The sequence below is a fragment of the Aeromonas sp. 96A genome (assembly GCF_051919165.1).
Lineage (GTDB): Bacteria > Pseudomonadota > Gammaproteobacteria > Enterobacterales > Aeromonadaceae > Aeromonas > Aeromonas veronii.
Map to the genome: position 1 here is coordinate 3,566,612 of NZ_JBQBFE010000001.1, position 25,128 is coordinate 3,591,739.

At 59.9% G+C, this 25,128-nt stretch carries 21 protein-coding genes and 12 tRNA genes; 21 read left to right on the forward strand and 12 right to left on the reverse strand.

What is annotated here, in order from left to right; translation table 11 throughout:
• Window positions 1–75 precede the first annotated feature (75 nt).
• From ybgF to ACTG2W_RS16630, 13 genes are all read left to right on the forward strand, one after another.
• Entirely contained in the window at window positions 76–876 is an 801-nt protein-coding gene (gene ybgF, locus ACTG2W_RS16570) for a tol-pal system protein YbgF (RefSeq protein ID WP_440016417.1), read from the forward strand.
• A gap of 174 nt (window positions 877–1,050) precedes the next feature.
• Window positions 1,051–1,126: transfer RNA gene (locus ACTG2W_RS16575), tRNA-Lys, on the forward strand.
• Between the two features lie 31 nt (window positions 1,127–1,157).
• A tRNA-Val gene (locus ACTG2W_RS16580) sits at window positions 1,158–1,233 on the forward strand.
• Window positions 1,234–1,255: 22 nt separating this feature from the next.
• Window positions 1,256–1,331 (forward strand) — tRNA-Lys (locus ACTG2W_RS16585).
• Between the two features lie 17 nt (window positions 1,332–1,348).
• Window positions 1,349–1,424, forward strand: a tRNA-Val gene (locus ACTG2W_RS16590).
• 36 nt (window positions 1,425–1,460) lie between these two features.
• Window positions 1,461–1,536, forward strand: a tRNA-Lys gene (locus ACTG2W_RS16595).
• Between the two features lie 16 nt (window positions 1,537–1,552).
• Window positions 1,553–1,628 (forward strand) — tRNA-Val (locus ACTG2W_RS16600).
• Between the two features lie 23 nt (window positions 1,629–1,651).
• Window positions 1,652–1,727 (forward strand) — tRNA-Lys (locus tag ACTG2W_RS16605).
• Between the two features lie 16 nt (window positions 1,728–1,743).
• Window positions 1,744–1,819 (forward strand) — tRNA-Val (locus tag ACTG2W_RS16610).
• A gap of 24 nt (window positions 1,820–1,843) precedes the next feature.
• Window positions 1,844–1,919: transfer RNA gene (locus ACTG2W_RS16615), tRNA-Lys, on the forward strand.
• Window positions 1,920–1,936: 17 nt separating this feature from the next.
• Window positions 1,937–2,012: transfer RNA gene (locus ACTG2W_RS16620), tRNA-Val, on the forward strand.
• A 23-nt stretch (window positions 2,013–2,035) separates the two neighbouring features.
• Window positions 2,036–2,111, forward strand: a tRNA-Lys gene (locus ACTG2W_RS16625).
• Window positions 2,112–2,128: 17 nt separating this feature from the next.
• A tRNA-Val gene (locus tag ACTG2W_RS16630) sits at window positions 2,129–2,204 on the forward strand.
• Between the two features lie 308 nt (window positions 2,205–2,512).
• On the opposite strand, the gene ACTG2W_RS16635 is transcribed toward ACTG2W_RS16630, so the two are convergent.
• The gene (locus tag ACTG2W_RS16635; RefSeq protein WP_440016418.1) at window positions 2,513–3,826 is read right to left on the reverse strand and encodes a sodium-dependent transporter; all 1,314 of its coding nucleotides are present in this window, start codon (window positions 3,824–3,826) and stop codon (window positions 2,513–2,515) included.
• 432 nt (window positions 3,827–4,258) lie between these two features.
• On the opposite strand from ACTG2W_RS16635, the gene ACTG2W_RS16640 reads away from it, so the two are divergent.
• A complete protein-coding gene (locus ACTG2W_RS16640) occupies window positions 4,259–4,978 on the forward strand; it encodes a substrate-binding periplasmic protein (protein WP_106844412.1) in 720 nt (239 codons plus the stop codon).
• Between the two features lie 3 nt (window positions 4,979–4,981).
• Here the strand turns inward: ACTG2W_RS16640 and ACTG2W_RS16645 are convergent, their stop codons facing one another.
• Window positions 4,982–6,295 carry a sodium-dependent transporter gene (locus ACTG2W_RS16645; RefSeq protein ID WP_005335722.1) on the reverse strand — a complete coding sequence of 438 codons (1,314 nt, stop codon included), beginning with the start codon at window positions 6,293–6,295 and terminating at the stop codon, window positions 4,982–4,984.
• Window positions 6,296–6,506: 211 nt separating this feature from the next.
• Complete coding sequence (locus tag ACTG2W_RS16650) at window positions 6,507–7,346, reverse strand: isopenicillin N synthase family dioxygenase (protein WP_106844411.1); 840 nt, start codon at window positions 7,344–7,346, stop codon at window positions 6,507–6,509.
• A 206-nt stretch (window positions 7,347–7,552) separates the two neighbouring features.
• Between ACTG2W_RS16650 and ACTG2W_RS16655 the strand changes: the two genes are divergently transcribed.
• A complete protein-coding gene (locus ACTG2W_RS16655) occupies window positions 7,553–8,116 on the forward strand; it encodes a DUF2799 domain-containing protein (protein WP_440016419.1) in 564 nt (187 codons plus the stop codon).
• Between the two features lie 51 nt (window positions 8,117–8,167).
• Here the strand turns inward: ACTG2W_RS16655 and ACTG2W_RS16660 are convergent, their stop codons facing one another.
• Window positions 8,168–8,986: a Cof-type HAD-IIB family hydrolase gene (locus ACTG2W_RS16660; RefSeq protein WP_106844410.1), complete on the reverse strand. Its 819-nt coding sequence runs from the start codon at window positions 8,984–8,986 to the stop codon at window positions 8,168–8,170.
• A 110-nt stretch (window positions 8,987–9,096) separates the two neighbouring features.
• Window positions 9,097–10,326 (reverse strand): MFS transporter, encoded by a 1,230-nt coding sequence (locus ACTG2W_RS16665; protein ID WP_106844409.1) that lies wholly within the window; start codon window positions 10,324–10,326, stop codon window positions 9,097–9,099.
• Between the two features lie 106 nt (window positions 10,327–10,432).
• Here ACTG2W_RS16665 and ACTG2W_RS16670 point away from each other — a divergent pair, with 106 nt between their 5' ends.
• On the forward strand, window positions 10,433–11,056 hold the full coding sequence (locus tag ACTG2W_RS16670; RefSeq protein ID WP_106844408.1) for a helix-turn-helix transcriptional regulator: 624 nt from the start codon (window positions 10,433–10,435) through the stop codon (window positions 11,054–11,056).
• A 311-nt stretch (window positions 11,057–11,367) separates the two neighbouring features.
• On the forward strand, window positions 11,368–11,844 hold the full coding sequence (locus tag ACTG2W_RS16675) for an Lrp/AsnC family transcriptional regulator (RefSeq protein ID WP_005304871.1): 477 nt from the start codon (window positions 11,368–11,370) through the stop codon (window positions 11,842–11,844).
• A 130-nt stretch (window positions 11,845–11,974) separates the two neighbouring features.
• Here the strand turns inward: ACTG2W_RS16675 and ACTG2W_RS16680 are convergent, their stop codons facing one another.
• A complete protein-coding gene (locus ACTG2W_RS16680; protein ID WP_005343224.1) occupies window positions 11,975–12,292 on the reverse strand; it encodes a hypothetical protein in 318 nt (105 codons plus the stop codon).
• Between the two features lie 145 nt (window positions 12,293–12,437).
• Window positions 12,438–12,665, reverse strand: coding sequence for a hypothetical protein (locus ACTG2W_RS16685; protein ID WP_005354741.1), 228 nt, complete (start codon window positions 12,663–12,665; stop codon window positions 12,438–12,440).
• Window positions 12,666–12,871: 206 nt separating this feature from the next.
• Between ACTG2W_RS16685 and ACTG2W_RS16690 the strand changes: the two genes are divergently transcribed.
• Window positions 12,872–13,327: a nucleotide triphosphate diphosphatase NUDT15 gene (locus ACTG2W_RS16690; protein ID WP_106844407.1), complete on the forward strand. Its 456-nt coding sequence runs from the start codon at window positions 12,872–12,874 to the stop codon at window positions 13,325–13,327.
• A gap of 73 nt (window positions 13,328–13,400) precedes the next feature.
• A complete protein-coding gene (chrA, locus tag ACTG2W_RS16695; protein ID WP_106844416.1) occupies window positions 13,401–14,552 on the forward strand; it encodes a chromate efflux transporter in 1,152 nt (383 codons plus the stop codon).
• A gap of 69 nt (window positions 14,553–14,621) precedes the next feature.
• On the opposite strand, the gene msrB is transcribed toward chrA, so the two are convergent.
• The 4 genes from msrB to malQ form a co-directional block, all read right to left on the reverse strand.
• On the reverse strand, window positions 14,622–15,008 hold the full coding sequence (gene msrB / locus ACTG2W_RS16700; protein ID WP_106844406.1) for a peptide-methionine (R)-S-oxide reductase MsrB: 387 nt from the start codon (window positions 15,006–15,008) through the stop codon (window positions 14,622–14,624).
• Window positions 15,009–15,076: 68 nt separating this feature from the next.
• Window positions 15,077–17,233, reverse strand: a complete 2,157-nt coding sequence (glgX, locus tag ACTG2W_RS16705; RefSeq protein ID WP_106844405.1) for a glycogen debranching protein GlgX — start codon at window positions 17,231–17,233, stop codon at window positions 15,077–15,079.
• The gene (glgB, locus tag ACTG2W_RS16710; protein WP_106844404.1) at window positions 17,233–19,410 is read right to left on the reverse strand and encodes a 1,4-alpha-glucan branching protein GlgB; all 2,178 of its coding nucleotides are present in this window, start codon (window positions 19,408–19,410) and stop codon (window positions 17,233–17,235) included. Before glgB ends, glgX begins: the two co-directional genes overlap by 1 nt.
• Before the next feature lie 82 nt (window positions 19,411–19,492).
• A complete protein-coding gene (gene malQ / locus ACTG2W_RS16715; RefSeq protein ID WP_162506292.1) occupies window positions 19,493–21,682 on the reverse strand; it encodes a 4-alpha-glucanotransferase in 2,190 nt (729 codons plus the stop codon).
• 347 nt (window positions 21,683–22,029) lie between these two features.
• Here malQ and gap point away from each other — a divergent pair, with 347 nt between their 5' ends.
• Both gap and ACTG2W_RS16725 read left to right on the forward strand, forming a co-directional pair.
• Window positions 22,030–23,025: a type I glyceraldehyde-3-phosphate dehydrogenase gene (gene gap, locus ACTG2W_RS16720; protein WP_005335708.1), complete on the forward strand. Its 996-nt coding sequence runs from the start codon at window positions 22,030–22,032 to the stop codon at window positions 23,023–23,025.
• 86 nt (window positions 23,026–23,111) lie between these two features.
• Window positions 23,112–23,978, forward strand: coding sequence for a D-hexose-6-phosphate mutarotase (locus ACTG2W_RS16725; protein WP_106844402.1), 867 nt, complete (start codon window positions 23,112–23,114; stop codon window positions 23,976–23,978).
• Between the two features lie 70 nt (window positions 23,979–24,048).
• Here the strand turns inward: ACTG2W_RS16725 and nadA are convergent, their stop codons facing one another.
• On the reverse strand, window positions 24,049–25,122 hold the full coding sequence (nadA, locus tag ACTG2W_RS16730) for a quinolinate synthase NadA (RefSeq protein WP_005335706.1): 1,074 nt from the start codon (window positions 25,120–25,122) through the stop codon (window positions 24,049–24,051).
• Window positions 25,123–25,128: the final 6 nt, after the last annotated feature.

Sequence of the window (25,128 nt, forward strand, 5' to 3'; positions counted from 1 at the left end):
CGAATGAAATCTGCATATGCGAGCGACGATGGCGCTGGCCGTTTTATCTGTACTAAACGCTAAGGTTTGATCCGAATGAAATCTGTGTACAAGCAAGCTGTCGTTGCGCTGGCCGTAATGGTTGCTCTGAATGCGCAAGCTGCGGCTCCTGTCAGCGATCTGGGCGGTGACTCGGGTGGTGGCGTTGTCCTTAGTGGCAACAACGGCGCCATCGTGCCCACCGGTAGCCTGGAAGATCGGGTTGCCCTGCTGGAGCGCACCCTCAATGCCCGTCTGCGACTGCAAGCTGAATTGCAGCAACAGGTCGACTCCCTGCAAGGGGAGGTTTCCGAGCTGCGTGGTCAGCTGGAGCAGCAGACCTACCAGATGGAACAGTCGCAAGAGCGCCAGCGTCAGCTCTATCAGGAGCTCGACAAGGTTGCCAGCAGCCAGCAAGCTGCTCCAGCCGCCCCGGCCCCTGCTGCTGCCACACCGGCTGCCGCCGCCAATTACTCAACCAATCAGGATGAGAATCAGGCCTACGACGCAGCGGTCAACATGGTGCTCAAAGAGAAGAACTACGACAAAGCCATTCCGGCTTTCCAGGGCTTCATCAAGCAGTACCCCAATTCGGGCTATGTTCCCAATGCACACTACTGGCTCGGCCAGTTGCTGTTCAACAAGGGTGACAGAGCCGGAGCCTCGGCCCAGTTTTCGACCTTGGCCAACAAATACAGCAAATCCCCCAAGCGAGCCGATGCGCTGCTGAAGCTGGGTATGCTGGCGCAGCTGGATGGCAAGAAGGCGGAAGCCAAATCCTTCTATGAGCAGGTGATCAAGGGCTATCCCAACACCTCGCCAGCCCAGTTGGCCAAACAGAGTCTGGCCAAGCTGTAACATTGCTGTATGTCACTGTTTTCGTAACGCTACTGTAAAAACAGCCTGCATTTGTACGCACAGTGAGCAAACGGATTTAAATTACGAATTTTCTGTTGCACCGGAAATTTAAATCCGTAATATAGGCCGCCGTCAGAGCCGAAGCAGTAATGCGGTCGGAACTGGTCGTGGTGAGGGTCGTTAGCTCAGTCGGTAGAGCAGTTGACTTTTAATCAATTGGTCGCTGGTTCGAATCCAGCACGACCCACCATTTTCTCCACTAGGTGGAGACAGAATTCCCAGGTCGTTTAGCTCAGCTGGGAGAGCACCTCCCTTACAAGGAGGGGGTCACTGGTTCGATCCCAGTAACGACCACCAGTTTGTAAAAAATGATTTAGATGGGTCGTTAGCTCAGTCGGTAGAGCAGTTGACTTTTAATCAATTGGTCGCTGGTTCGAATCCAGCACGACCCACCATCATTTCAAGAATCCCAGGTCGTTTAGCTCAGCTGGGAGAGCACCTCCCTTACAAGGAGGGGGTCACTGGTTCGATCCCAGTAACGACCACCATATTTGCAGTAAAAAGTTTAAAAAAATGATTTAGATGGGTCGTTAGCTCAGTCGGTAGAGCAGTTGACTTTTAATCAATTGGTCGCTGGTTCGAATCCAGCACGACCCACCATCATTTCAGAATCCCAGGTCGTTTAGCTCAGCTGGGAGAGCACCTCCCTTACAAGGAGGGGGTCACTGGTTCGATCCCAGTAACGACCACCAGTTTGTAAAAAAATGATTTAGATGGGTCGTTAGCTCAGTCGGTAGAGCAGTTGACTTTTAATCAATTGGTCGCTGGTTCGAATCCAGCACGACCCACCATCATTTCAGAATCCCAGGTCGTTTAGCTCAGCTGGGAGAGCACCTCCCTTACAAGGAGGGGGTCACTGGTTCGATCCCAGTAACGACCACCAGTTTGTAGAAAAAATGATTTAGATGGGTCGTTAGCTCAGTCGGTAGAGCAGTTGACTTTTAATCAATTGGTCGCTGGTTCGAATCCAGCACGACCCACCATCATTTCAAGAATCCCAGGTCGTTTAGCTCAGCTGGGAGAGCACCTCCCTTACAAGGAGGGGGTCACTGGTTCGATCCCAGTAACGACCACCAGTTTGTAGAAAAATGATTTAGATGGGTCGTTAGCTCAGTCGGTAGAGCAGTTGACTTTTAATCAATTGGTCGCTGGTTCGAATCCAGCACGACCCACCATAATTTCAAGAATCCCAGGTCGTTTAGCTCAGCTGGGAGAGCACCTCCCTTACAAGGAGGGGGTCACTGGTTCGATCCCAGTAACGACCACCATATTCGCAAGCGAGGCTGAGATATCAGCTGCGGTTGCAGAGAAAGTCCCCACTCAGATGGGGATTTTTTTTGCCCGCAATTCAGTACTCCAGTTTCTTCTGTTGCCGTTGTGGCGAGCCGAACGCCACCTCTTATTGTGCCACTCTGCCACTCCGATCCTTCTTCATCCTGCTATTCCGAGATTACCCGATGGCAGCCTATTGCACTTCTATCTATCGTGATACTGCTCATATGAATGCCAGTCATGAGTAAACGCCAGAGCAATAAAAAGGGCAGGCCAAGGCCTGCCCGTAAGGGTGTGCAAGGTGTTACATGATCCCGCGGATCAGGATCCCGCTGATCAGCAGCGGCGCCACCACGCGCCAGCACCAGAGCAGCGCCAGACGCAGGACGGGTGACAGGCCCGCAGGCAATATGGCATCACCCAATCGCCAGCCCAGCAGCAGGGTCAGTACCAGACCAAACAGCGGCATCATCAGGTTGGAGGTCAGATAGTCGAGCAGCTCGAAGATGGTCTTGCCAAACAGGGTCAGATCACTCCAGGGGCCGAACGACAGGCTCACCGGAATGCCGGAGGCCATGATGAGCAGAGTCAGTACCCTGCAGGCGCCACGACGCGACCAACCCCACTCCTCGGTAGTGAAGCGCACCAGATGCTCCAGCATGGAGATGGAGGAGGAGAGTGCGGCGACCAGCAGCAACAGGAAGAAGATCACCCCCAGCCCCTGACCGAACGGCAGATGGCTGAACACGGCTGGCATGGTCATAAAGGTGAGCCCTGGCCCTGCGGTGGGATCGATGCCGGTGGAGGCCAGCGCCGGGAAGATCATCAAGCCCGCCAGCACCGAGATAAGGCTTGCCAGAGTGACCACCCAGACCCCGGAACGCAGCACCCCTTCGCTATTGGGTAGGTAGGCGCCATAGGTAGTGTGTACCCCGAGCCCGATTGAGAGGGAGAAGAAGGCCAGCCCCAGCGCGTCCAGCACGCTCTGGCCGGTCAGCATGGAGAAGTCCGGCTGCAGCAGCTGGCGCACACCCGCCATGGAGCCAGGCATGGAGAGGCCAACCCCTACCAGCAGCAACATCATGATGAAGAGCGCGGGCATCATCCAGCGCAGTGCCCGCTCAACCCCTTTCTGAATCCCCCCCTGCACGAACCACCAGGTCAGGCCCGCGAAGATCAGATGGGTCAGCACCGGCCACCAGGGGTTGCTGACATAGCCGTTGAACAGGGCGGTGAGGGCGCTCCCCTCGCTCAGGTTGAGCTTGCCAGCCATCGCCAGCGCGGCGTAACCCACGGTCCAGCCACCGACCACGCTGTAGAAGCTGTATATAAAGAAGCCGCAGGCGATCCCCATATACCCCATCCAGCGCCAGTTCGGCCCCACCAGTTTGCGAAAAGCGCCGAGCACCCCGCGCTGGCTATGGCTGCCGAGCAGGGTTTCGCCGACCTGTACCGCTACCCCCAGGGTGAAGCTGAACAGCAGAAACACCAGCAGAAAGGCACCACCGCCATTGGTGGCTGTCACATAGGGAAACTTCCAGATGGCACCAAGGCCAATCGCTGTGCCTGCTGCGGCCAGCACATGACCGAGACGGGAAGACCACTGAACCTGGCTCATACAACCTCCGGGTAACACGACATCGAAGCAATACTCCTCTGTAGCAATAAACGACAGACCATAAAAAAGGCCGCCTGAGGCGACCTTTGCAATGAACATTCAGAAAAACTGTGCGTGCAAGGTCACCTCTCTTGCGAGCTAAAAAATCGACCAAACAGCACGAGGATGGCAGACATGAGGTGACAACCTGACTAATGAATGAGGGAACAGCCTAAACCATGGAAAGAATAATTGACACATAAAATCAAAAATTTTTTATGTGTGCCGCTGTCATCACTCTGACTGTACGTACAACTCAATCGGTGAGCGCGTTACCTGGCCGTATCTTTTCTACCTTGTAGCTATTTACTGGGCGATAATCGACGTAGCTTCTTCTGGAACTAGTGACCGCTACATGGCGCTGATGGGAACAACGATGAGACAGGATGTCATATGAGATGGATGGTGCTGCCCTGGTTACTGATCAGCCTGAGTGTGTCGGCGCAGCCCGCATTAACCCTGCTGAGTCACGACTTACCCCCCTTTACCGAATACCGCGACGGCAAGCTCGACGGATTTGCCATTCGCCTGATCGATGAGGTGCAGGAGGAGCTTGGCACCCGTTATCCGGTGCGGATTTACCCGCTCAAGCGGGCGCTGGCGCTGGCACGGGTCGAGCCCGGCTATGGACTGTTCGTGGTACAGCGGCTCCCGGAGCGGGAGTCTCATTTCAAATGGGTTGGCCCGCTCTTTATCAATCGGGTCTTTATCTATCAAGCGCCGGATAGCCGCCACCCGCTGACCTCGCTGGCACAGTTGCGAGATCTGCCCAGAGTGGGGGTCGTGCTGGGCAATGCCGATGATGTGCGGCTGACCCATGAGGGCTACACCAATCTGGTGCGCTACAAGACGGTCGGGGAGGCGATAGAGCGGCTGATGCTGGGCAAGATCGATGCCTTGCCGATGGCGGAGCTGGTGATGGAGGCCACCCTCGACAAGATGGGGTTATCCCGGCGCAGCATCGTCAGCAGTGGAGTGCTGCTCCATCAGGCCGGTCTCTATATCGTCTTCTCCAAGGGAACGGATGATGTCGAGATCACCCGCTGGCAGCATGCCCTGGATGCCGTCAGAGCCGCACAGGGGCGGGCCGATGGGCCCACCCGCGAAGAGTAACCGTCACACCAGACCGCGAATCAAGATCCCGCCGATCAGCAAGGGGGCAATCCAGCGCCAGCAGTTCATCAGCAGGTGATGCCAGTGGCTGGCAATCCCCTGCGGCAGCGCTTTGCGTCCCAGCTTCCAACCCAGCAGCAGCGTCAGCATCAGGCCGAACAGCGGCATCATCAGGTTGGAGGTAACAAAGTCCAGCAACTCGAAGATGGTTTTGCCAAACAGGGTGGCGTGTTGCAGTGGGCCAAACGACAGGCTGACCGGAACACCGCTAACCATGACGAATCCAGTGATGGCGCTGCAGGCCGTGCGGCGTGACCAGCCCCAGGTCTCGCACAGGAAGCACTGCAAATGCTCCAGCAGGGAGATGGCCGAGGAGAGCGCGGCAAAGACCAGCAGGGCGAAGAAGATCACCTCAAGTACCTGACCGAAGGGCAGCAGCTGAAACACCGCCGGCATGGTCATAAAGGTGAGACCGGGACCGGATGCCGGGTCGATACCGGTCGAGGCCAGCACCGGGAAAATCATCAGCCCCGCCAGTACCGCCACCATGCTGGCCAGCAGCACCACCCAGAGGCTGGAGCGACCAACCCCTTCGCTGGTCGGCAGATAGGCGCCGTAGGTGGTGTGGATGCCAAGACCGATGGAGAGGGAGAAGAAGGCCAGCCCCATGGCATCGAGCACGCCGGACATCCCCAGCTTGCTGAAGTCGGGCATCAGGAAGTGACGCACCCCCGCCATCGCATTGGGCAGGGTGAGGCCAAAGGCGACCAGCATCAGGATCATCAGGAACAGGGCCGGCATCATCCAGCGCAACGTACGCTCCACCCCTTTCTGAATGCCCCCTTGCACCACCATCCAGGTGAGGGCGGCAAACAGCAGGTGAGTGAGGATTGGCCAGACGTCGCCGCTGACATAGTCATTGAAGCGGGCGGTGAGGGCCGCCGCATCCCCATGGTTGAGCTGGCCTGAGATGGCCATGCCGGTATACCCCAGGGTCCAGCCGCCCACCACGCTGTAGAAGCAGTAGATGAGCAGGGTAGAGATCACCCCCATTACCCCAACCCAGCGCCACTGTTTGCCGAGCAGATCGGAGAAGGCACCCACTACCCCGCGGCGACTCATGCTGCCGAGCAGGGTCTCCCCCATCAGTACCGCAACCCCCAGGGTGAAGCTGAACAGCAGAAAGACCAACAGGAAGGCGCCGCCGCCGTTGACGGCTGTGACATAGGGGAATTTCCAGATTGCGCCGATACCGACCGCGGAACCCGCTGCGGCGAGGATGTAGCCGAGTCGGGATGACCATTGGGACTGCTTCATAAGAACTCCAATCGAGCGCCCCTTGGCAGGGGCAGAATGGCGCTCATGTTACGGAGGTCACGGCGCAATCACTACGACGGTTATCAGGTTTAAATGCGATTTATTGGCACGATTGGCTAATTTAATTCTGTTTTTTGCCCAATCCTGCCACCAAATAAAAACCGGAGCGAGATTGCTCCGGTTTGGTCTCTGACAACGGCTCGTCGGTGGACTAGATCACCCCCAGCTCCCGCAGCCGCTCCATCAGGTAGCTGTGGGCGGTATGACGCTCGGAGAGCACCACATCCGGGCGCGGGTGGAGGAACAGCGGCAGGGAGATACGCGACTTGGCGGCACTGCCACCGGTCGGGTTGATGACGCGGTGGGTGGTGGAGGGGTAGTAGCCGCGAGAGGCCTCCTGCAGCATGTCGCCGATGTTGATGATGAGGGTGCCAAAGTCGCACGGCACATCCATCCATTCGCCATCGGAGCCCTTCACCTGCAGCCCCGGCTCGTTGGCGGCGGGCAGAATGGTGAGCAGGTTGATATCCTCGTGGGCGGCGGCGCGGATGGCGCCCGGCTCCTCGGTGCCATCGAACGGCGGGTAGTGCAGCACCCGCAGCAGGGTCTTCTGGCTCTCTTCGATCATCGAGGAGAGGGAGCTGCTGTAGTGAGCGGCGATATCGGCCGGGGTGTACTGCTCCACCCAGCCCAGCAGCTCGGCGGCCAGACCGTTGGCGAGACGATAGTACTCCATCGCCTGCTCCTTCAGTTCTTCCGGCATCTGGCCCCAGGGGTAGATGTGGAAGTACTCCTTGATGTCTTTCTGGCTATGGCCCTTGGCCACCTCGGAGACCGAGGGCGGGAAGTAGCCATCTTGAGTCTCGCGGTTGAACAGGAAATCCTGCTTCTGCTCGCTCATGAAGAAGCGATACCAGTTGTCGTAGATGGACTGCACCAGCTCTTTCGGAATGGGGTGGTTGGTCAGCACGCCAAAGCCGGTGGTTCGCAGGGATTCGGTGAAGCGTTGGGCCGCATCGGGTGAGCGGTAATCGACGGTCAGGACTTTCATTGTTTTTGTTGCGCACCAGTTAAAAGATGGCGCAGTTTACCTTGCGCCTGATAACAAGGAAAGCGGGTTGGCCGCCCGTCTGGCACGGCGTTTAATAGTGACAAAAACATCAAATAAACCGCGCCAGACCGCACGGGAGCGCATCCCTTGTTATGGCCTTTTATCCTCTCTAGAATGCCGGTCACTATCTTTTCCGGAGTCTGTTCATGTCCCCCAAAATCCTGTTGCTGACCCTGCCGGTATTGCTGGCGGGATGCAGTGCCCTGTCAGAAGATGAGTGCCGCACCATGAGCTGGTACAACCTGGGTTATCAGGATGGATCGGAAGGCAAAACCCGTCAGGCGACCCGCGATTACGTTTCGTCTTGCAGCGAATATGGCCTCAAAGTGGATGAAGCCGAGTGGAAACGGGGCTACGACAAGGGGCTGGAGCTCTACTGCATTCCTGAGCTGGCTTACAGCAAGGGCAAGGAGGGGCAGGCCTATCTGGGGGTATGCCCCAATGATGCCAGCTTCCTCAAGCAGTATCAGCGTGGCTACGAAGAGTACAAACTGGCTGCCCGCCTGCGGGAGATCAGCGACGAGCTGGAGCGTACCGAGCGTGATATCGATACGCTGGAGCGCAGTATCCGCAACGAAACCAACACGGAACAGCGCGACTACTACCGAGCCAAGCGCGATCGGGCCATTCGCCACTACGAATCCCTGCGCCGGGAGTACAACCGTCTGCGTTATCCGGATCGGGTGATCCAGTTCTCCTTAGGCGGTTAATCCCTCTCTTCATGGCCAGCCCGCGTGCTGGCCATGTTGCACCTTGTCAGGTCAGGGCAGCACCCAGCGCTGCAGTGCCAGTGCGATACCATCTTCGTTGTGGTCAGCCGTGATCCGGTGGGCATGGCTCTGGATCTGCGGGGCCGCATTGCCCATGGCCACCGCCAGCCCTACCTGCTCGAACATGCTGATGTCGTTGTTGTTGTCCCCAAACGCCACCACCTGCTCCATCGCAATCCCTTCGCTGGCTGCCCACTGGGCAAGCCGGTTGCCCTTGCTGCAACCTGGCTGTACCAGCTCCACCGCATAGGGGGCCGCCCAGTCGCGGGTAAAGGGCATCTGCTCGACCACCTCGCCCATAAAGGTGTGCAGGCGAGCCGGATCCTGATTGAACAGCTCCAGCTTCCAGACCGGATTGTCGAGCCAGCCTGCCAGCTCCTCGACCGGGTGGAGAGCGATCTTGAGGTGGTCCGGCTGATTGGCCGACCAGTGGCGGATGCGGGTGACATGCTCTTCGCAGCCGATGTAGCCGATCCCTTCGCTCAGGTGGAACAGGGCGCCCATCTGTTGTGCCTCGACCGCGGCCAGCAGCTCGGTAAGCGGGGCGGCCGCCAGCGGGTCGCCACTTAGGATCCGGTTCTGCACCGGATCATAGAGATAGGCGCCGTTGCTGCAGATGAGGGGCGTATCGAGGGCCAGCTCGTGGTGGAAGGGGCGCGCCGTCATGTAGTGGCGCCCCGTGACCAGCAGCACCTTGATGCCGTGGGCGCGGGCCTGCGCCAGGGCTGCCCGGGTGGCCGACGAGATCTTGTGATCCCGGGTCAGCAGGGTGCCATCCATATCGAGCGCGATGGCCTTGTACTCACTCATAGCTCCTCCAACATCGAACAAATCCGCAAAGAGCTTTACCGTCCCAGACCCGGCGCCCCGATGCAAGTCTTGCCCGCGGCCGAAGCGCCGAACTGTGATCCCTTCGTGGCTCAGGTGCAGCTGGCCAGCTGTTGACGACGGTCGGCACGGCGGCGCAGCAGATAGAAACCGGCGGCACTGGCAAGGGAGCAGAGGGTGGCGAGATAGAAGGGCCACTCGGTACCGGCCAGCAGCACCAGACTGCCGAGCAGCACCGCCAGGATCTCGCTGCCCACGGCGAGGGCGCGGTAGAGCCCCATCGCCTGCCCCTGCTGCTCCGGGTGACTGCGGTTGGAGATCGCCACCGAAGTGGCCAGCTCCCCCAGACTCATGCCGATGCCAGCGGGAACGAAGGTAAGCGCCAGTCCCCACCAGTGCACGGGCAGGATAAAGAGCAGCATGCCGCTCGCCATCACCAGATGGCCGACAATCCCGAGGGAGCTGCCGCGCCAGTGGCGGGCGATGCGAGAGCCGAGCCAGGAGCCCGCCATCATGGGCAGGCTCACCAGCACCGCCGCCTGCGCCAGCTGGGCCGGATCCCAGGCCAGCCTCTCCACCAGCCAGATATTGAAGTAGGTGAAATAGAGCTGCACGGCGCCATAGCTGATCAGGGTGAGTGCGAAGTAGGGCAGCAGGGCCGGTTGCAGCAGCAACTGGCGGCTGGAGAGGGTCGCAGCCTCCCGGGCGACCGCCACCGGCGGACTATAGGGGATCAGCCAGTAGACCAGCAGCAGGTTGAGCAGGGTCATTCCTACCGCCAGCCAGGCGGCCAGACTGTAATCCCCCGAGATCACCGCGGCGTAGCCCCCGATCATCGGCCCCACGACCCAGCCCAGATTCATGCCGATGTTGATCCAGGCGAAGCTGCGGGCCTTGTGCTCCTTGCCGGCGAGATCCGCTGCCATCGCCTGCACGATGGCGATGTTGCCGTTACATAGCCCCTCCACAATCCGGCTGAGCAGCAGCAGGGGGAGGGAGCGCCAGGCGATACCGAGTGCCATCAGGGCATAGCCTGCCAGCACCCCCGCCAGCGAGAGCAACAGCAGTGGCTTGCGGCCATAGTGGTCGGAGAGGCGACCGAGCCAGGGACTGCCCACCAGCTGGAACAGCGGGTAGAGCCCCATGATGACCCCCAGCCACACCTTGCGGCTCCAGTCGGAGGCATCCGGCGTCAGCATGCCGTGGGCCGGATCCAGCAGCAAGGGTGCCAACACCGGGGAGGGGAGACTGAAGCCTGCAACTGCCAGCGTGACCGTCATGACCAGCACCCAGAGGGGATTTTTGTGCCCGTGTTTCTCCATGTTGCATCCATTAAATAAAGTTATTGGTTTATTTATGCTGATTCATAGATGGGATTAAGTAAAGTGAATTATTGATTTAATAAAGGGCGATCCCCATAATGAGACCATGAACGCAAGCACCGACAAGATCCTGTTTCTGCTCAAGAGCCATGGCCCGCAGAGCGCCGCCGCGCTGGGGGAGCAGTTGCAGATGACCTCCATGGGCGCCCGCCAGCACCTGCTCACGCTCGAGCAGGAGGGGTGGGTCACATTCAGCGACGAGGCGCGCGGGCGCGGTCGTCCCGTGCGGCTGTGGCAGCTCACCGAGCAGGCCTGGCAGCGCTTCCCCGATAGCCATAGCGACCTGACCGTGCAACTGATCGACAATGTGCGCGAGCTGTTTGGCGAGGAGGGGATGGAGCGGCTGATCCAGCAGCGGGAGCAGCAGATGCTTGCTCGCTATCAGGAGGCGCTGGGGTCCCATGGCCTCTCTGGCCGGCTGGCGGCGCTCAAGGAGCTGCGCACTCGCGAGGGCTACATGGCGGAGATCCGCCGCGAAGAGGATGGCAGCTGGCTGCTGTGGGAGAGCCACTGCCCCATTTGTGCGGCGGCGCGCGCCTGCCGCGGTTTCTGTCGCAGCGAGCTGGCGCTGTTTCGCCAGCTGCTGGCGCCGGCGACGGTGGAGCGGGAGCAATATCTGCTGGAGGGGGAGCATCGCTGCCTCTATCGCATCACGCCGCCCGCGCTCTGATTGCGCCAAACGCCCAAAAACAACAAAGCAGGCGCCGGGATGCCTGCTTTGTTGCCTTCGGGGAGGGGGTTCTCTCGTTCCAGCCCGTCATTTCCCGATAAGGTAAGACGGCTGATGGGGCTCTTGACCCGGTAAGGTCCTTCACCGCAGAGACCCGGTCAGGTATCTGCTTTGCCACCGGAAGATGTAACCATAGTATCCCTCCCGTGCCGGTGAGTGGTTGCAAAGTAACCACTTATTTCGGTTGTTTTTGCAATAGTTCACCCTTAATCTAGGAAAAGTGGATTAGTCATTGCAACGAGGAAGGGTAAATGCTGAAACTTGATCGCATAGACAGACATATTCTCGAGCTGATGCAGGAGAATGGCCGCATCAGCAATCTGGAACTGGCCGAGCTGGTCGGGCTCTCGCCGTCCCCCTGCTCCCGCCGGGTCAAGGCGCTGGAGGATGCCGGTCTCATCGACACCCACGTTACTCTGCTCAACGCCCGCCAGCTTGGCCTCACCCTCACCGCCTACATTCATATATCCATGGACAGACACACGCCCGAGCGGTTCGAAAACTTCGATCGCGCCATCAGCGAGTTGCCCGAAGTGCTGGAGTGTGACCTCATCACCGGCAACGATGCCGACTACCAGCTCAAGGTGGTGGTGCGCGACATGGAGCACTACCAGCACTTCCTGCTGGACAAGCTGACCCATATTCCGGGGGTGACCGGTGTGCGCTCCAGCTTCGTGCTGCGCCGCATCAAGCACAAGACGGCGCTGCCGCTCAACCATCTGGGTTGAGCCCGCGCAAGCCGCTCATATAAACAGAAAGAGGAGGCCAGTGGCCTCCTCTTTTGCTATTCGCTCTTGGTTATTCGGTAGTGGTTATCGGTCTGGATTAGCTGTCGCGGTGACGGGGTGACTGCCGTGGTCAGACGCTGACCTGGCTGATGTCTTCCACCTGCAGCAGCCAGCCGCTCTGCTCCTGCTGCGGTTCGCCGCTGACTCGCAGTCGCTCGCCGGTCGGCACCCACTGCCCCTCGGGCAGGGAGACCAGCAGGCTCTCGCTGCCGTTGTCGAACAGCCAGCGATCTTCGCCAAGCGATTCAATCAGATAACCTTCCATCTCCACTCTGGACTCGGCTTGCCAGGATGGCGCAACGGAATCACGGCTCTCGATGAAATCCCCCTGAACACCAAAACTGGCTAGCCCCCACAGAATGGAGAGCCCGACGATGGATGTTTGCATCTTGTCTCTCCTCTTTTGGAACTGTAGGGCCAGTATGGGAACAGAAAACTGAGCGCACCATGAACAAGGTGGCAAAGTGCTGGCGAGATCGCGAAAAAATCCGGCCAATTGGCCGGCAGTGTCATTTTATGGTGTCTGGATCACACTATTTGGCGGCTTCTTCTGCCATCCGTTCAGCTCTTGGCTTATTCGTCCACATGGCTACCCCGCGATGATCCCCACAGATCCCCTCTGCTACCACGGCGCGAACCCGGGTGCCATCTTTGCAAATGGCCTGCCAGGCGTCAGCATCATCGATGGCGAGCGAGTTGGGGGGCTGCGTGGTTTGGCAAGCCGTGAGCAGCAGGGCGCACAGGGGGAGCAATTTTTTCATGGCGGACTCCTCGGGGTAATGGGGGACTGAGAGGATGGGAATGGCCTCTCCATCCGGGCTTCACTCCCCAGCATCAGTGATAACCGGTTCAGGGGCAAGGGGAGGAGCCACCGACAGGCGCAGGTGCCGTGCAGCCGGGGCTTGCCCTGTGCCCACCTTGGGCCTAAGGTGGGGCCGTTTTACTGCCTCATTGAAGGAGCGTTTTCATGTCCACTCTCTATCCCCGCGTCGGGGTCGGCGTCATTCTGACCAACGCCCAAGGCCAGGTGCTGCTTGGCAAACGCAAAGGGAGCCATGCCCCCTACTGGTCGATCCCGGGTGGTCATCTGGAGTTGGGGGAGAGCTTCGAGTCGGCGGCGATCCGCGAGGTGGCCGAGGAGACCGGACTTGAGATCCACGGGCCCGAGGTGGTGGCGGTGACCAACAATCTGGAGACATGGCGCGAGAGCGGGCTGCACTATATCTCGGTGACGCTGCATGCCAAGGCCGATGGCGAGCCGAAGCTGCTGGAGCCGGAGAAGTGCGAAGGTTGGGTTTGGGGCGATCCGCGCGAGTTGCCCGAGCCTCATTTCGACGCCAGCCGTCAGTCCATCGCTTGCTGGCTGGCGGGGTGCTGCTATCTGCCGGGTGATATGCCCATGGTGTCGGCCGAATCAGCCTGATTGTCATAAAACGATCATCGCGCTGTCATAATATCCCCTCTCCATCGGGAGAAGAGGGATGAGGGAGAAGAGCGTGGGACAGGTATTTATTCAGTTTTTATGGCTGGGATGCATCAGCTTTGGTGGTCCGGCCGCTCATATCGGCTATTTCCAGCGCACCTTCGTCCAGCGGCTCGGCTGGCTGACACAGGCCGAGTTTGCCCGCCTGCTGGCGCTGTGCCAACTGCTGCCGGGGCCCGCCTCCAGCCAGCTGGGTTTCGCCATCGGTCGTCATCGCGCCGGTCTGGGCGGGGCGCTCTCTGCTTTTGTTGGCTTCACGCTGCCCTCATTTCTTCTGCTACTGGCGGCCGCGATCGGTATCGGCCAGCTGGGCAACAATCTGTGGCTCGATGCGGCGCTGCACGGCCTCAAGCTGCTGGCGCTCATCGTGGTGGCCGATGCGGTGCTCACCATGAGTCGTCAGTTTTGTGCCACGGGAATGACCCAGGGGATCATGGTGGTGACCGCTGCTGCACTCTGGTGGCAGCCCGGTCTGCTGACTCAACTGTTGATGCTGGCGGGAGCGGCGCTGATCTGCGCCCGCAGCCAGCGCGGGGCGGGGAGTCGCCCAGCCTCCGCCGAGCTGCCTTCTGCTGCCAGCAGTCAGCCCCATTGGCCGACCCTGCTGCTGTTTGGCATTCTTTTTATCGGTCTGCCGCTGCTCGGTAGTCCGCTTGGCCAGCTGGTTGCCGACTTCTATCGCGCCGGTAGTCTGGTGTTTGGTGGTGGCCATGTGGTGCTGCCGCTGCTGCAAGAGAGCGTGGGCCACACTCTCAACGAGCAGCAGTTTCTGACCGGTTACAGCCTGGCCCAGTTGGTGCCGGGCCCCATGTTTACCCTTGCCACCTATCTTGGCGCCCAGTTGCAGCCCGAGATGCCGATGAGCGGGGCCCTGTTGGCGACCCTGGCGCTCTTTGCACCCGGCTTTCTGCTGCTCTGGGCGGTGGGCCCCTGCTGGCAACAGTGGCTGGCCCGGCCCCGTCTGGCGGGGGCCGTCACCGGCATCAATGCTGCCGTAGTGGGCTTGTTGCTGGCGGCCCTCTATCAGCCGGTGTGGCAGAGCTCGGTGCTGGCGCCGACCGATCTGGCGCTGGCGGCCATCGGCTTTTATCTGCTGCGGGTGTTGAAGTTGCCGGTGCCGGCCATTGCGGCCCTGTTGGTGATGGCTGCTATCCTGCTGGCGTGAATGCGGTTAAATCCCGATAAAAAAACGGCGCCTCCATAGTGGAGGCGCCGTTTTTATTGGGTAAGCCGCTTAAGCGTCGGGTTCGAAATCCAGACTCAGGCTGTTGACGCAGTAGCGCTGGCCTGTCTCGGTCGGTCCGTCGGGGAAGACGTGACCGAGGTGAGAGCCGCACTGGCGGCAGGTGATCTCCACTCGCTTCATGCCGTGGCTGTTGTCCTCGGTGTACTCCACCGTCCCCTCGATGGCCTTGTCGAACGAGGGCCAGCCGCAGCCGGAATCAAACTTGGCTCCTGAGTGAAACAGCACGCTCTTGCAGCAGACACAGAGGTAGTCGCCGCTCTTGCGATTGTGGAGCAGGGCGCCGCTGTAGGGGCGCTCGGTGCCCTTCTCCCAGCAGACGTGAAACTGCTCGGGGGTCAGTTTGCTGCGCCACTGTTCCGGATTGTTACTGCTCATACCGACTCCTTGCCATCCATACCGGAGCCCAGCATAACGGCTCCGTAAAGCTGACTCCAGCATGCCTCTTATGCTTTGCCTGTATCTGTGATCGAGGTGGCAACCATCTCCTCACCGGATTCAGGGAGAATTTCCTGCTGCGGTGGCTGGGCATCCTCCGCCGTGCTGGCCAGCGCCACCCGCTCCAGCAGTTTGAGGGAGTGGGCCCGGCCGACTGCCACCTGCCGTTTGATGTCATCGGGCAGGAAGGGCAGCCCATCGTTGGTGGCGGTGTCGATGGTCTGGATCCACTCCAGCCCTTCCCCCGGCGGTGGCAGGCGGAACTGGATATCGTAGTCGCTGGCGTTGAACAGCACGTACCAGCGCTCGCCGACACAGTTGATCATGCCGATATCCATGGCGAACGCCTGCCCCATGGGGGCGTGCCAATCCTGATCGGTAAGCTGGTGGCCGTCCGGGTGATACCAGTTGACCTGATGGCAGCTGGACGGGGTGCCATTCCAACTGTCGTCGCTCAGCTGCAGGTTGGAGAAGACGCAGGACTCCGCCCGCAGCGCCATCATCTGCTGGGTGAAGGCGAACAGCCGCTCATCCTCCGGCCGCCACTGCCAGTTGACCCAGCTGATCTGGTTGTCCTGACAGTAGGCGTTGTTGTTGCCAAGCTGGCTGCGGCCCATCTCGTCGCCGGCGAGGAAGTGGGGAGTGCCTTGGGAGAGCAGCAGAGTGGCAATCAGATTGCGCTTCTGCTGCTGGCGCAGGCTGTTGACCCGCGGATCCAGGGTCGGCCCCTCTACCCCGTGGTTATAGGAGAGGTTGTTGCCGTGACCATCCCGATTGTCTTCACCGTTGGCCTGATTGTGGCGCTGGTTGTAGGAGACCAGATCCTCCAGGGTGAAACCGTCGTGATAGCAGAGGTAGTTGACGCTGGTGTGGGGGGAGCGCCAGTTCTTCGGGAAAATATCCCGCGAACCCACCAGACGGGTGGCGAAGTCCCCCATCTTGCCCGCATCACCGCGCCAGAAGGCGCGCACCGTGTCGCGGTAGCGGTCGTTGATCTCCTGCCACTGGCTCGGGAATTGACCCAGCCGGTAGCCGAAGGGGCCGATATCCCAGGGTTCGGCGATGAGCTTGACCTGTGACAGCACAGGGTCGGCCATCACGGCCTTGAAGAAGGCGCCCATGGGCTCGAACTCCCCCGCTTCCCGCGCCAGCGTCACCGCCAGATCGAAACGGAAGCCATCCACCTGCATCTCGGTGACCCAGTAACGCAGAGCATCGAGCACCAGCCGCAGGGTGTTGGGGTGATCCAGATTGACGCTGTTGCCACAACCGGTCACGTTGGCGTGACGGGTGTAGTCCGGGCCGTGGGGGCCCGCTTCGAAGGCGTAGTAACCAGCGTTGTCAAAGCCCTTGAACGAGAGGGTGGGACCGTCGAAGCCAGAGGCGGCAGTGTGGTTGTAGACCACATCCAGGATCACCTCGAGCCCGGCCCGGTGCAGCTCGCGCACCATGGTCTTGAACTCGGTCACCGCCTCGTCCGCTCGGGTGCTGTAGCGTGGCTCCGGGGCGAAGAAGGCGATGGGGTTGTAGCCCCAGTAGTTGGTCAGTCCCAACTGCTCCAGTCGAGGTTCCGACATGAAGGCGGCCACCGGCATCAGCTGCACCGAGGTGATGCCGAGGCTCTTCATATGCTCGATAACCAGCGGGTGACAGATGCCAAGGTAGGTGCCCTGCAGCGCTTTGGGGATCCCCGGGTGCTGCTTGGTAAAGCCCTTGACGTGGGTCTCGTAGATAATGGTGCGGGCCGGGCTGATCCCGGGTTTGCCAACCCCTTGCCAGTCAAAACTGTCATCCACTACCACCGACTTGGCAATCATCCCGGCACTGTCCCCCTGATAGAGGGCTTCATCCCAGTAGGTGGGACGACTGAGCGCCTTGGCGTAGGGGTCAATCAGCAGTTTTTGCGGATCGAACAGCATCCCCTCCTGCGGGGTGCCATAGACCCGATAGCCGTAGCGCTGACCGGCCTTTACGCCGCGCACGTAGCCAAAGCGATACTGGCCACGGCGGCCGGGCAACTCCAGCCGCATCAGCTCCTGCTCCTGCTCGTCGTACAGGCAGATCTCCACCTTGTCCGACTGGGGGGCCCAGACGCAGAAGTGGCAACCGTTCTCGTCAAGGCAGGCCCCCAGCGGGTGGCCCACCCCTTTTTCCATTACAAGCATCAAGACTCCTGTTTGATAAACAAGGTCGCCAGCGGCGGCAGATCCAGCACTATGCTGTGTGCCATCCCTTGCCAGGGGGTCGGCTCGGCAGCGAACACCAGACCTACATCATAGTTACTGCCCCAGTAATACTCGCTGTCGGTGTTGAGCACCACCCGATAGTGGCCCCCAGCTGGGACGCCGATCCGATATTCGAGACGGGGCACCGGGGTGAAGTTGCAAGCCACCACAATAGTCTGCTTGCCCTCTTTATCCGCCCGCAGCCAGGCAAAGATGCTGTTGTCGGCATCGTTGTGATCCAGCCAGCGGAAGCCGGTCTGCTCATAATCGGCCTGATACAAGGCAGGCTCATGACGGTAGAGGTGGTTGAGATCGTGGATCAGCCGCTGCTGACCGGCGTGCTTGGGATATTGCAGCAGATGCCACGGCAGTTGGGCGTCGTGGTTCCACTCGTTGCTCTGAGCGATCTCGGTTCCCATGAAATTGAGCTTCTTGCCCGGGTGGGCATACATGAAGCCCATGTAGGCCCGCAGGTTGGCGGCTTGCTGCCACTCGTCGCCCGGCATCTTGTAGAGCATGGAGTGCTTGCCGTGCACCACCTCGTCGTGGGAGAGCGACAGGATGAAGTTCTCGTCATAGTGGTAAACCATGGAGAAGGTCATGTCGTTGTGGTGGTAGCGACGGTGGATCGGCTCTTTCTGCATGTAGGTGAGGGTGTCGTGCATCCAGCCCATATTCCACTTGAAGCCAAAGCCGAGGCCGCCGAGGAAGGTGGGGCGGGAGACACCGGCAAAGGCGGTGGACTCTTCGGCGATGGTCATGGCGTGGGGGTACTTGCCGTAGACCTCCTCGTTGGTCCACTTGAGCAGACTGATCGCCTCGTAGTTGTGGTTGCCGCCATCGACGTTCGGTACCCACTCACCGGCGTTGCGGGAGTAGTCCAGATAGAGCATGGAGGCGACCGCATCCACCCGCAGGCCGTCGATGTGGAACTTGTCGAGCCAGAACAGGGCGCTCGCCACCAAGAACTGGCGCACTGTGTCGCGGCCAAAGTCGTAGATGTAGGAGTTCCAGTCCGGGTGCCAGCCACGGCGCGGATCTTCATATTCGTAGAGCGGGGTGCCATCGAAACGGGCCAGGCCGTGGGCATCGGACGGGAAGTGGGCGGGCACCCAGTCCAGAATGATGCCGATGCCGGCCTGGTGGCACTGGTCGACGAAGTATTTGAAATCATCAGCGGTGCCGTAGCGGCTGGTGGGGGAGAACATGCCCACCGGCTGGTAGCCCCAGGAGCCGCTGAAGGGGTGCTCGGAGACCGGCAGCAGCTCGATGTGGGTGTACTCCATCTCCTTGACGTAGGCGACCAGCTCCACCGCCAGCTCGCGCCAGCTCAGGCTGTCGCCATTGGGGTGGCGTTTCCAGGAGCCGACATGGAGCTCATAGATGGAGAGCGGCTGCTCGCGTTTGTCGTTGTGCTGGCTGGCAATCCACTCGGCATCCTGCCACTGGTACTGGGCGTGGTCATAGACCACGGAGGCGAACGACGGATACTGCTCGCAGTAAAAGCCGACCGGATCGCTCTTGTGGGGCAGCCGGTTGCCCATGGGGTCCTTGAGCTCGAACTTGTAGCGATCCCCGGCCTTGAGGCCCGGCACAAACAGCACCCAGTGACCGCACAGGCTACGCTGCATCGGGTGGCGGCGGCCATCCCAGAAGTTGAAATCGCCGATGAGGCTCACGGCGGTGGCGCTCGGCGCATAGACCGCAAAACGCACCCCCTCCACCTGCTGGCCAAGATGCTCCACGGTGCGCAGCTGGGCGCCAAGGGTGTGATAGAGGTTTTCCGGCTGGGCGGTCAGTTTGGCCAGGCCTGCCCAGGCGGCATCCTGAAACTGATAGGGGTCGATGACCTCGGTGGTGGCATCTTGGTAGCTGGCGATCAGCTGATAGGGGAAGGAGTTTTTGCGGCGGGTGAAAACAGTTTCAAAAAGACCCGATTCATCGGTGGGCGCCAGGGTGGCAACGACTTTGCCCGACTTGAGATCCTTGACGCGAACTTCGAGGGCATCAGGCAACCAGGCGGTCAGTTTGAGGCCGGGCCCATCCGGATTGGCCTGCAGGCCTAAGTGAGAGAAGGGATCGGAACAGCGGGCAGCAACCAAACGTTCAACGAGCATCGAGATTTCCTTTCATGACAGAGCATCCACTCCGGCCGAAGCCGGAGTGGATTTAGGTGAGAGCGCTGTGGGAGACAGCGTCTCAACGACTGGCCTCATCACGGGCTTGGCTCATCTTGCCAGCCAGTGCCTTGAGTGCCTCATTGGCAAAAATATCTTCCAGATCAGCGGAAAGCTTGCGGCGCCAGTTGGGGTATTCGTAACTGGTGCCCGGTACGTTGACCGGCTTGTCCATCTCCAGCCAATCTTCCAGCTGGGTACTGAACAGGGCGCAGCTGCCGCGGGACATGTGGATCTGCAGACCGTGGTTGAGTTCGGTGTTCATGCCTACCCAGTTCACGTCATGACTGATGTTGTCAGAGATGACCTTGTGGGCATGCAAGCTGTCGAGGATCCGCTGTTTGGCCTGGTGACGATCAGCATACAGAGTCTTCAAAACATCTTCATCCGGATACAGACCCAGTTGACGGCCGAGCGCCAAATCGTCGCAATGCCAGAAGCCCTTGAGGGTTGGCATGTCGTGAGTGGTCAGGGCCGACATCGCCTGCTCGGTGTAGTGCGCCGGGGAGATAAAGCCGCCATCTTCCTTGGAGCGCTCGAAGAAGAACACCTTGTAGGAGTGAACGCCGTTCTCTTTCAGGGTCACGTCGATCCCCTCCGGCACGGTGCCCAGATCCTCGCCGATCAGCAGGCACTGATTACGGTGGGATTCGAGGGCCAGAATGCCCAGCAGATCGTTGACCGGATAGTAGATGTAGGCGCCCTTGGCGGCGGACGCTCCGGGCGGTACCCACCACAGGCGCAGCAAGGCCATCACGTGGTCGATACGCAGTGCGCCGCAGGAGCGCATGTTGGCACGGAACAAGTCCACCATCGGCTGGTAGGCCGCTTCAAACAGCTTGTTCGGGTTCATCGGGGGCAGGCCCCAGTTCTGACCAAGCGGGCCGAGGATATCGGGCGGCGCACCGACCGAGGCTTTCGGGCAGTAGAGATCCTGGTTGGCCCAGATCTCGGTGGAGCCTTCGGAGACGCCCACCGCCAGATCCCGGTAGATCCCCATCACCATGCCGGCAGCCTTGGCACGGGCATCGGCTTGCGCCAGCTGCTCGTCGGCCAGGAACTGCAGATAGAGGTAGAAGTTGACATCTTGCGGGTGCGCGGCCATCCAGGCGGCAACGGCAGGATTGTGGTAATCGCGCAGTTCCTGCGGCCATACCGGCCAGCCCCAGGCATTTTCGCCTTTGGCATAGAAGTGGGCCTGCAGGGCATCAAATGCTGCTTGCTGTTGCAGGCTGTCGCCACCGGCGGCCACGAAGGCATCAAAGGCGGCCTGACGCTCGGCGCCAAGGCTGGCTTCGTCGAACACCTGACGCAGCATGCCGAGTTTGGTCTGGATCACGCCGGTGTAATCGACGTTCTCTTTGGCGCGCAGATCGGCCAGATGTTGCTGGAAGGCAGGGCTCGCCACTTCCGCCTTCAGGCGATCGCTCTGCTGGAATTCGGGCACCGCTTCCACATTGATATAGGCCACGTTGAGCCAGCGACGGGAAGAGGGGCTGTAGGGACTGGCGCTCTCCGGATTGGCCGGATAGAGGGCGTGGATAGGGTTGAGACCGACGAAGTGGGCACCCCAGGCGGCCGCTTTCTCGACCAGCTGGCCCAGATCGCTGAAATCACCGATACCCCAGTTGTGGCGGCTGCGCAGGCAGTAGAGCTGCACGCTCGGGCCCCATACCTTGCGGCCATCGGCAATCGGCGCCTGTTTGTAGCAGGCCTTGGGGGCGACAATGAGGCGCATGGTGGCCAGCGGTTCGTCATTGCCCTCTTCCAGCAACACCAGCTGGTGATAACCCAGCTCCGGGGCCATATCCAGAGTGACACGATAGGCCTGGCACTCCATCTCTTCAAATTCGGCCACGCCGACCAGCTCACCCTCGATGGGGGTGAATTGACCGGACAGCACTGCACCCTGCTCCTGCTGGAGCTGCCAGGTGAGGGCGTCGTTGACGAATTCGATGGGGAGGCGAACCTCAAGGGTAACGGCGTCGCCGGTGCGAACCACCATCACAGGATCCAGCGCCCGCAGCCAGTGCTGGCGATGCTCCTCTTCCAGCTGCTGCACCAGTGCGGCCTCGTCATCGACGCGGTAGCCCATGGCGCCCAGCATGGCGGCCTTGCTCTCTTCGGATACCTGGGCCGGGTGGCCCCAGGCATCGACATACTCGCTGGCGATACCTTTTGCGGCAGCCAGCTGTTCAATCAGGGTGGTCATAGTTTGAGAATTCCCGCTGTGGATTCTATCTATACTATTTTGTTTGATTTTTATGGGGTGGTACTTGAACAGTGGCTCTTTGGCCATGCTAAACCGCGCACATTTTTACATATCTCTGTGAATGGTTGTGTGACCGAGTAGGCACTATTGTTGATATCTGCGCGATGCCACGATCTGGCACTTTTTTCGTCAAAACGTGGTAATCAGTTACATAAACAGAAAATTAATTTCACAGTTTTTCATGATATAGCGCAATTTCAGACAGAATGTTGGTTGACTCACCGGAGAGTTCTAGTAAATTTACAAGCGGAATTTTCTTTGACTACTGAACAGTTAGGTAACTAAATATGACTATCAAAGTAGGTATTAACGGTTTTGGCCGTATCGGTCGTTTCGTATTCCGTCTGGCTTGCGAGCGTGCAGACATCGAAGTTGTTGGTATCAACGACCTGATCGATGTTGACTACATGGCTTACATGCTGAAGTACGATTCAACTCACGGTCGTTTCAACGGTACCGTTGAAGTTAAAGACGGCAACCTGGTTGTAAACGGCAAAACCGTACGTGTTACCGCTGAGCGTGACCCGGCCAACCTGAAGTGGGGCGAAATCGGTGTTGACGTTGTTGCTGAAGCTACCGGTCTGTTCCTGACCGACGAGACTGCTCGTAAGCACATCGCTGCTGGTGCCAAGAAAGTTGTTCTGACTGGCCCGTCCAAAGACGCTACCCCGATGTTCGTAATGGGTGTTAACGACTCTACCTACGCTGGCCAGGACATCGTTTCCAACGCTTCCTGCACCACCAACTGCCTGGCACCGATCGCCAAGGTTCTGAACGATACCTTCGGTATCGAGTCTGGCCTGATGACCACCGTTCACGCTACCACTGCTACCCAGAAGACCGTTGATGGTCCGTCTGCCAAAGACTGGCGCGGTGGCCGCGGTGCGGCTCAGAACATCATCCCGTCCTCTACCGGTGCTGCCAAAGCTGTTGGCGTAGTTATCCCGGAACTGAAAGGCCTGCTGACCGGTATGGCTTTCCGTGTTCCGACTCCGGACGTGTCTGTTGTTGACCTGACCGTTAACCTGAAGAAAGCTGCCACCTACGCAGAAATCTGCGAAGCGATGAAAGCTGCTTCCGAAGGCGCTATGAAAGGCGTTCTGGGCTACACCGAAGACGAAGTTGTATCTACCGACTTCCTGGGTGAGCGTCAGACCTCCGTATTCGACGCTAAGGCTGGTATCCAGCTGAACGACAAATTCGTTAAAGTTGTATCCTGGTACGACAACGAAATGGGCTACTCCAGCAAAGTTCTGGACCTGATCGCTCACATCTCCAAGTAATTTGGGATGCGCAATCGCGTAGCTTGAAAAAGGCGGCCATTGGCCGCCTTTTTGTTTTTCGGTTTCCCCTGATGACAGGAGTCCACATGCAATCCATTCGTCCCCTGACAGCCAATTGCAAGCTTGCCAACAATGCGGCCGGTCTGCCGGTTCTCACCATTAATAACGACTATGCCAAGGCCGAGATCAGCCTGTTTGGCGCCCATGTGCTGAGCTATCAGCGTCATGGCGAGCCGGCCTCCATCTGGCTGAGTGACAAGGCGGTGCTGGATGGCAGCAAGCCTGTTCGCGGTGGTATCCCGATCTGCTGGCCCTGGTTTGGCCCGGCGCCCGCCCGCGTCGGTAGCGGCAAGCCCTCCCACGGTTTTGCCCGTACCACCCTCTGGATGCTGGACGGGGTCTCCGATCACGCCGATGGCACGCTCGTTCATCTCTCCCTGCGCGACAGCGACGCAACCCGCGCCCTGTGGGATCACGCCTTCGAGCTGGAGCTGGATGTGCTGGTTGGCAAAGAGCTCTCGCTGGTGCTGACCACTCGCAACACCGGTAGCCAGCCGCTGACCTATAGCGGTGCGCTGCACACCTATTTGCAGATCAGCGCACCAGAGGCGGTGAGCGTGAGCGGTCTGGGCGAGTCCTATGCCGACAAGCTGACCGGACAGGATGCCAAGCAGCAGGGTGCATTGACCCTGAGCGGGCCGCTGGATCGGGTCTACTGGCAGCCAGAGGCGCTGGTGAGCGTGCAGGATGGTGAGCGCGAGACCCGGGTTGTGAGCGGCAACCACGACAGCGTGGTGGTCTGGACCCCCTGGCTGGAAGGGGCCATCGCCATGGCCGACATGAGTGACTATGGCTATCGCACCATGCTCTGCGTCGAAGCGGCCATCGCCGGTGAGGCGGGTGTGACCGTTGCGCCGGATGATGAGCACAGTCTCTCTACCGTGATCATCTGATCAGGATGAGGTTCAGATAAATAAAGAGGGCTCCCGCGGGAGCCCTCTTTGCATCTCGTGACGGCGGCAATCAGGCGTTGCCCTGGGTCTTGAGCTTGAGTTCGGCGGCGAAATTGAGCATGCGATCGAGGGGGATCAAGGCTTTGACCCGCAGATCTTCATCGACATGGATCTCGTGGCGCTCGGCACCGTCGGTGAGCGCCTCCTTGATCGCCACCAGACCGTTCATCGCCATCCAGGGGCAGTGGGCGCAGCTGCGGCAGGTGGCGCCATCGCCACCGGTCGGTGCTTCCACCATCTCTTTCTCCGGACAGGCCTGCTGCATCTTGTAGAAGATGCCCCGATCGGTCGCCACGATCAGCTTCTGCTGGGGCAGCTCCTTGGCTGCCTTGATCAGCTGACTGGTGGAGCCCACCGCATCGGCCAGCTCGATCACCGAGGCGGGGGATTCCGGATGAACCAGCACGGCGGCATCCGGATTCTGCTCTTTCAGCTCGCGCAGGGCACGGGCCTTGAACTCGTCGTGGACGATGCAGTGGCCCTGCCAGCGCAGCATCTGCGCCCCGGTCTTCTTCTCGATATAGGCGCCCAGATGGCGATCCGGGCCCCAGATGATCTTGTGACCCAGACTGTCTAGGTGTTCGACGATCTCTAGCGCAATGCTGGAGGTCACCACCCAGTCAGCCCGCGCTTTGACGGCGGCCGAGGTATTGGCGTAGACCACCACGGTATGATCCGGGTTGGCATCGCAAAACGCTGAGAACTGCTCGATGGGACAGCCCAGATCGAGGGAGCATTCGGCCTCCAGGGTCGGCATCAGCACCCGCTTGTGGGGGCTCAGGATCTTGGAGGTCTCGCCCATGAAACGTACCCCGGCGACGATCAGGGTTTGTGCCTCATGATCGCGGCCAAAGCGGGCCATCTCCAGTGAGTCTCCGACGAAACCGCCGGTGGCTTCGGCCAGCGCCTGGATCTCGGGATCCGTGTAGTAGTGGGCAACCAGTACCGCCTTGCGCTCCTTGAGCAGCGCCTTGATTTCTGTGGTCAAGGTCGTTCTCTGCTCGGCACTCAGGGGAAGAGGTTTGGCCGGAAAGGGGTAGTCCATCGCGACTACCGGCGGGACACTGCTCAGTGCATTGCTCATTGCGAC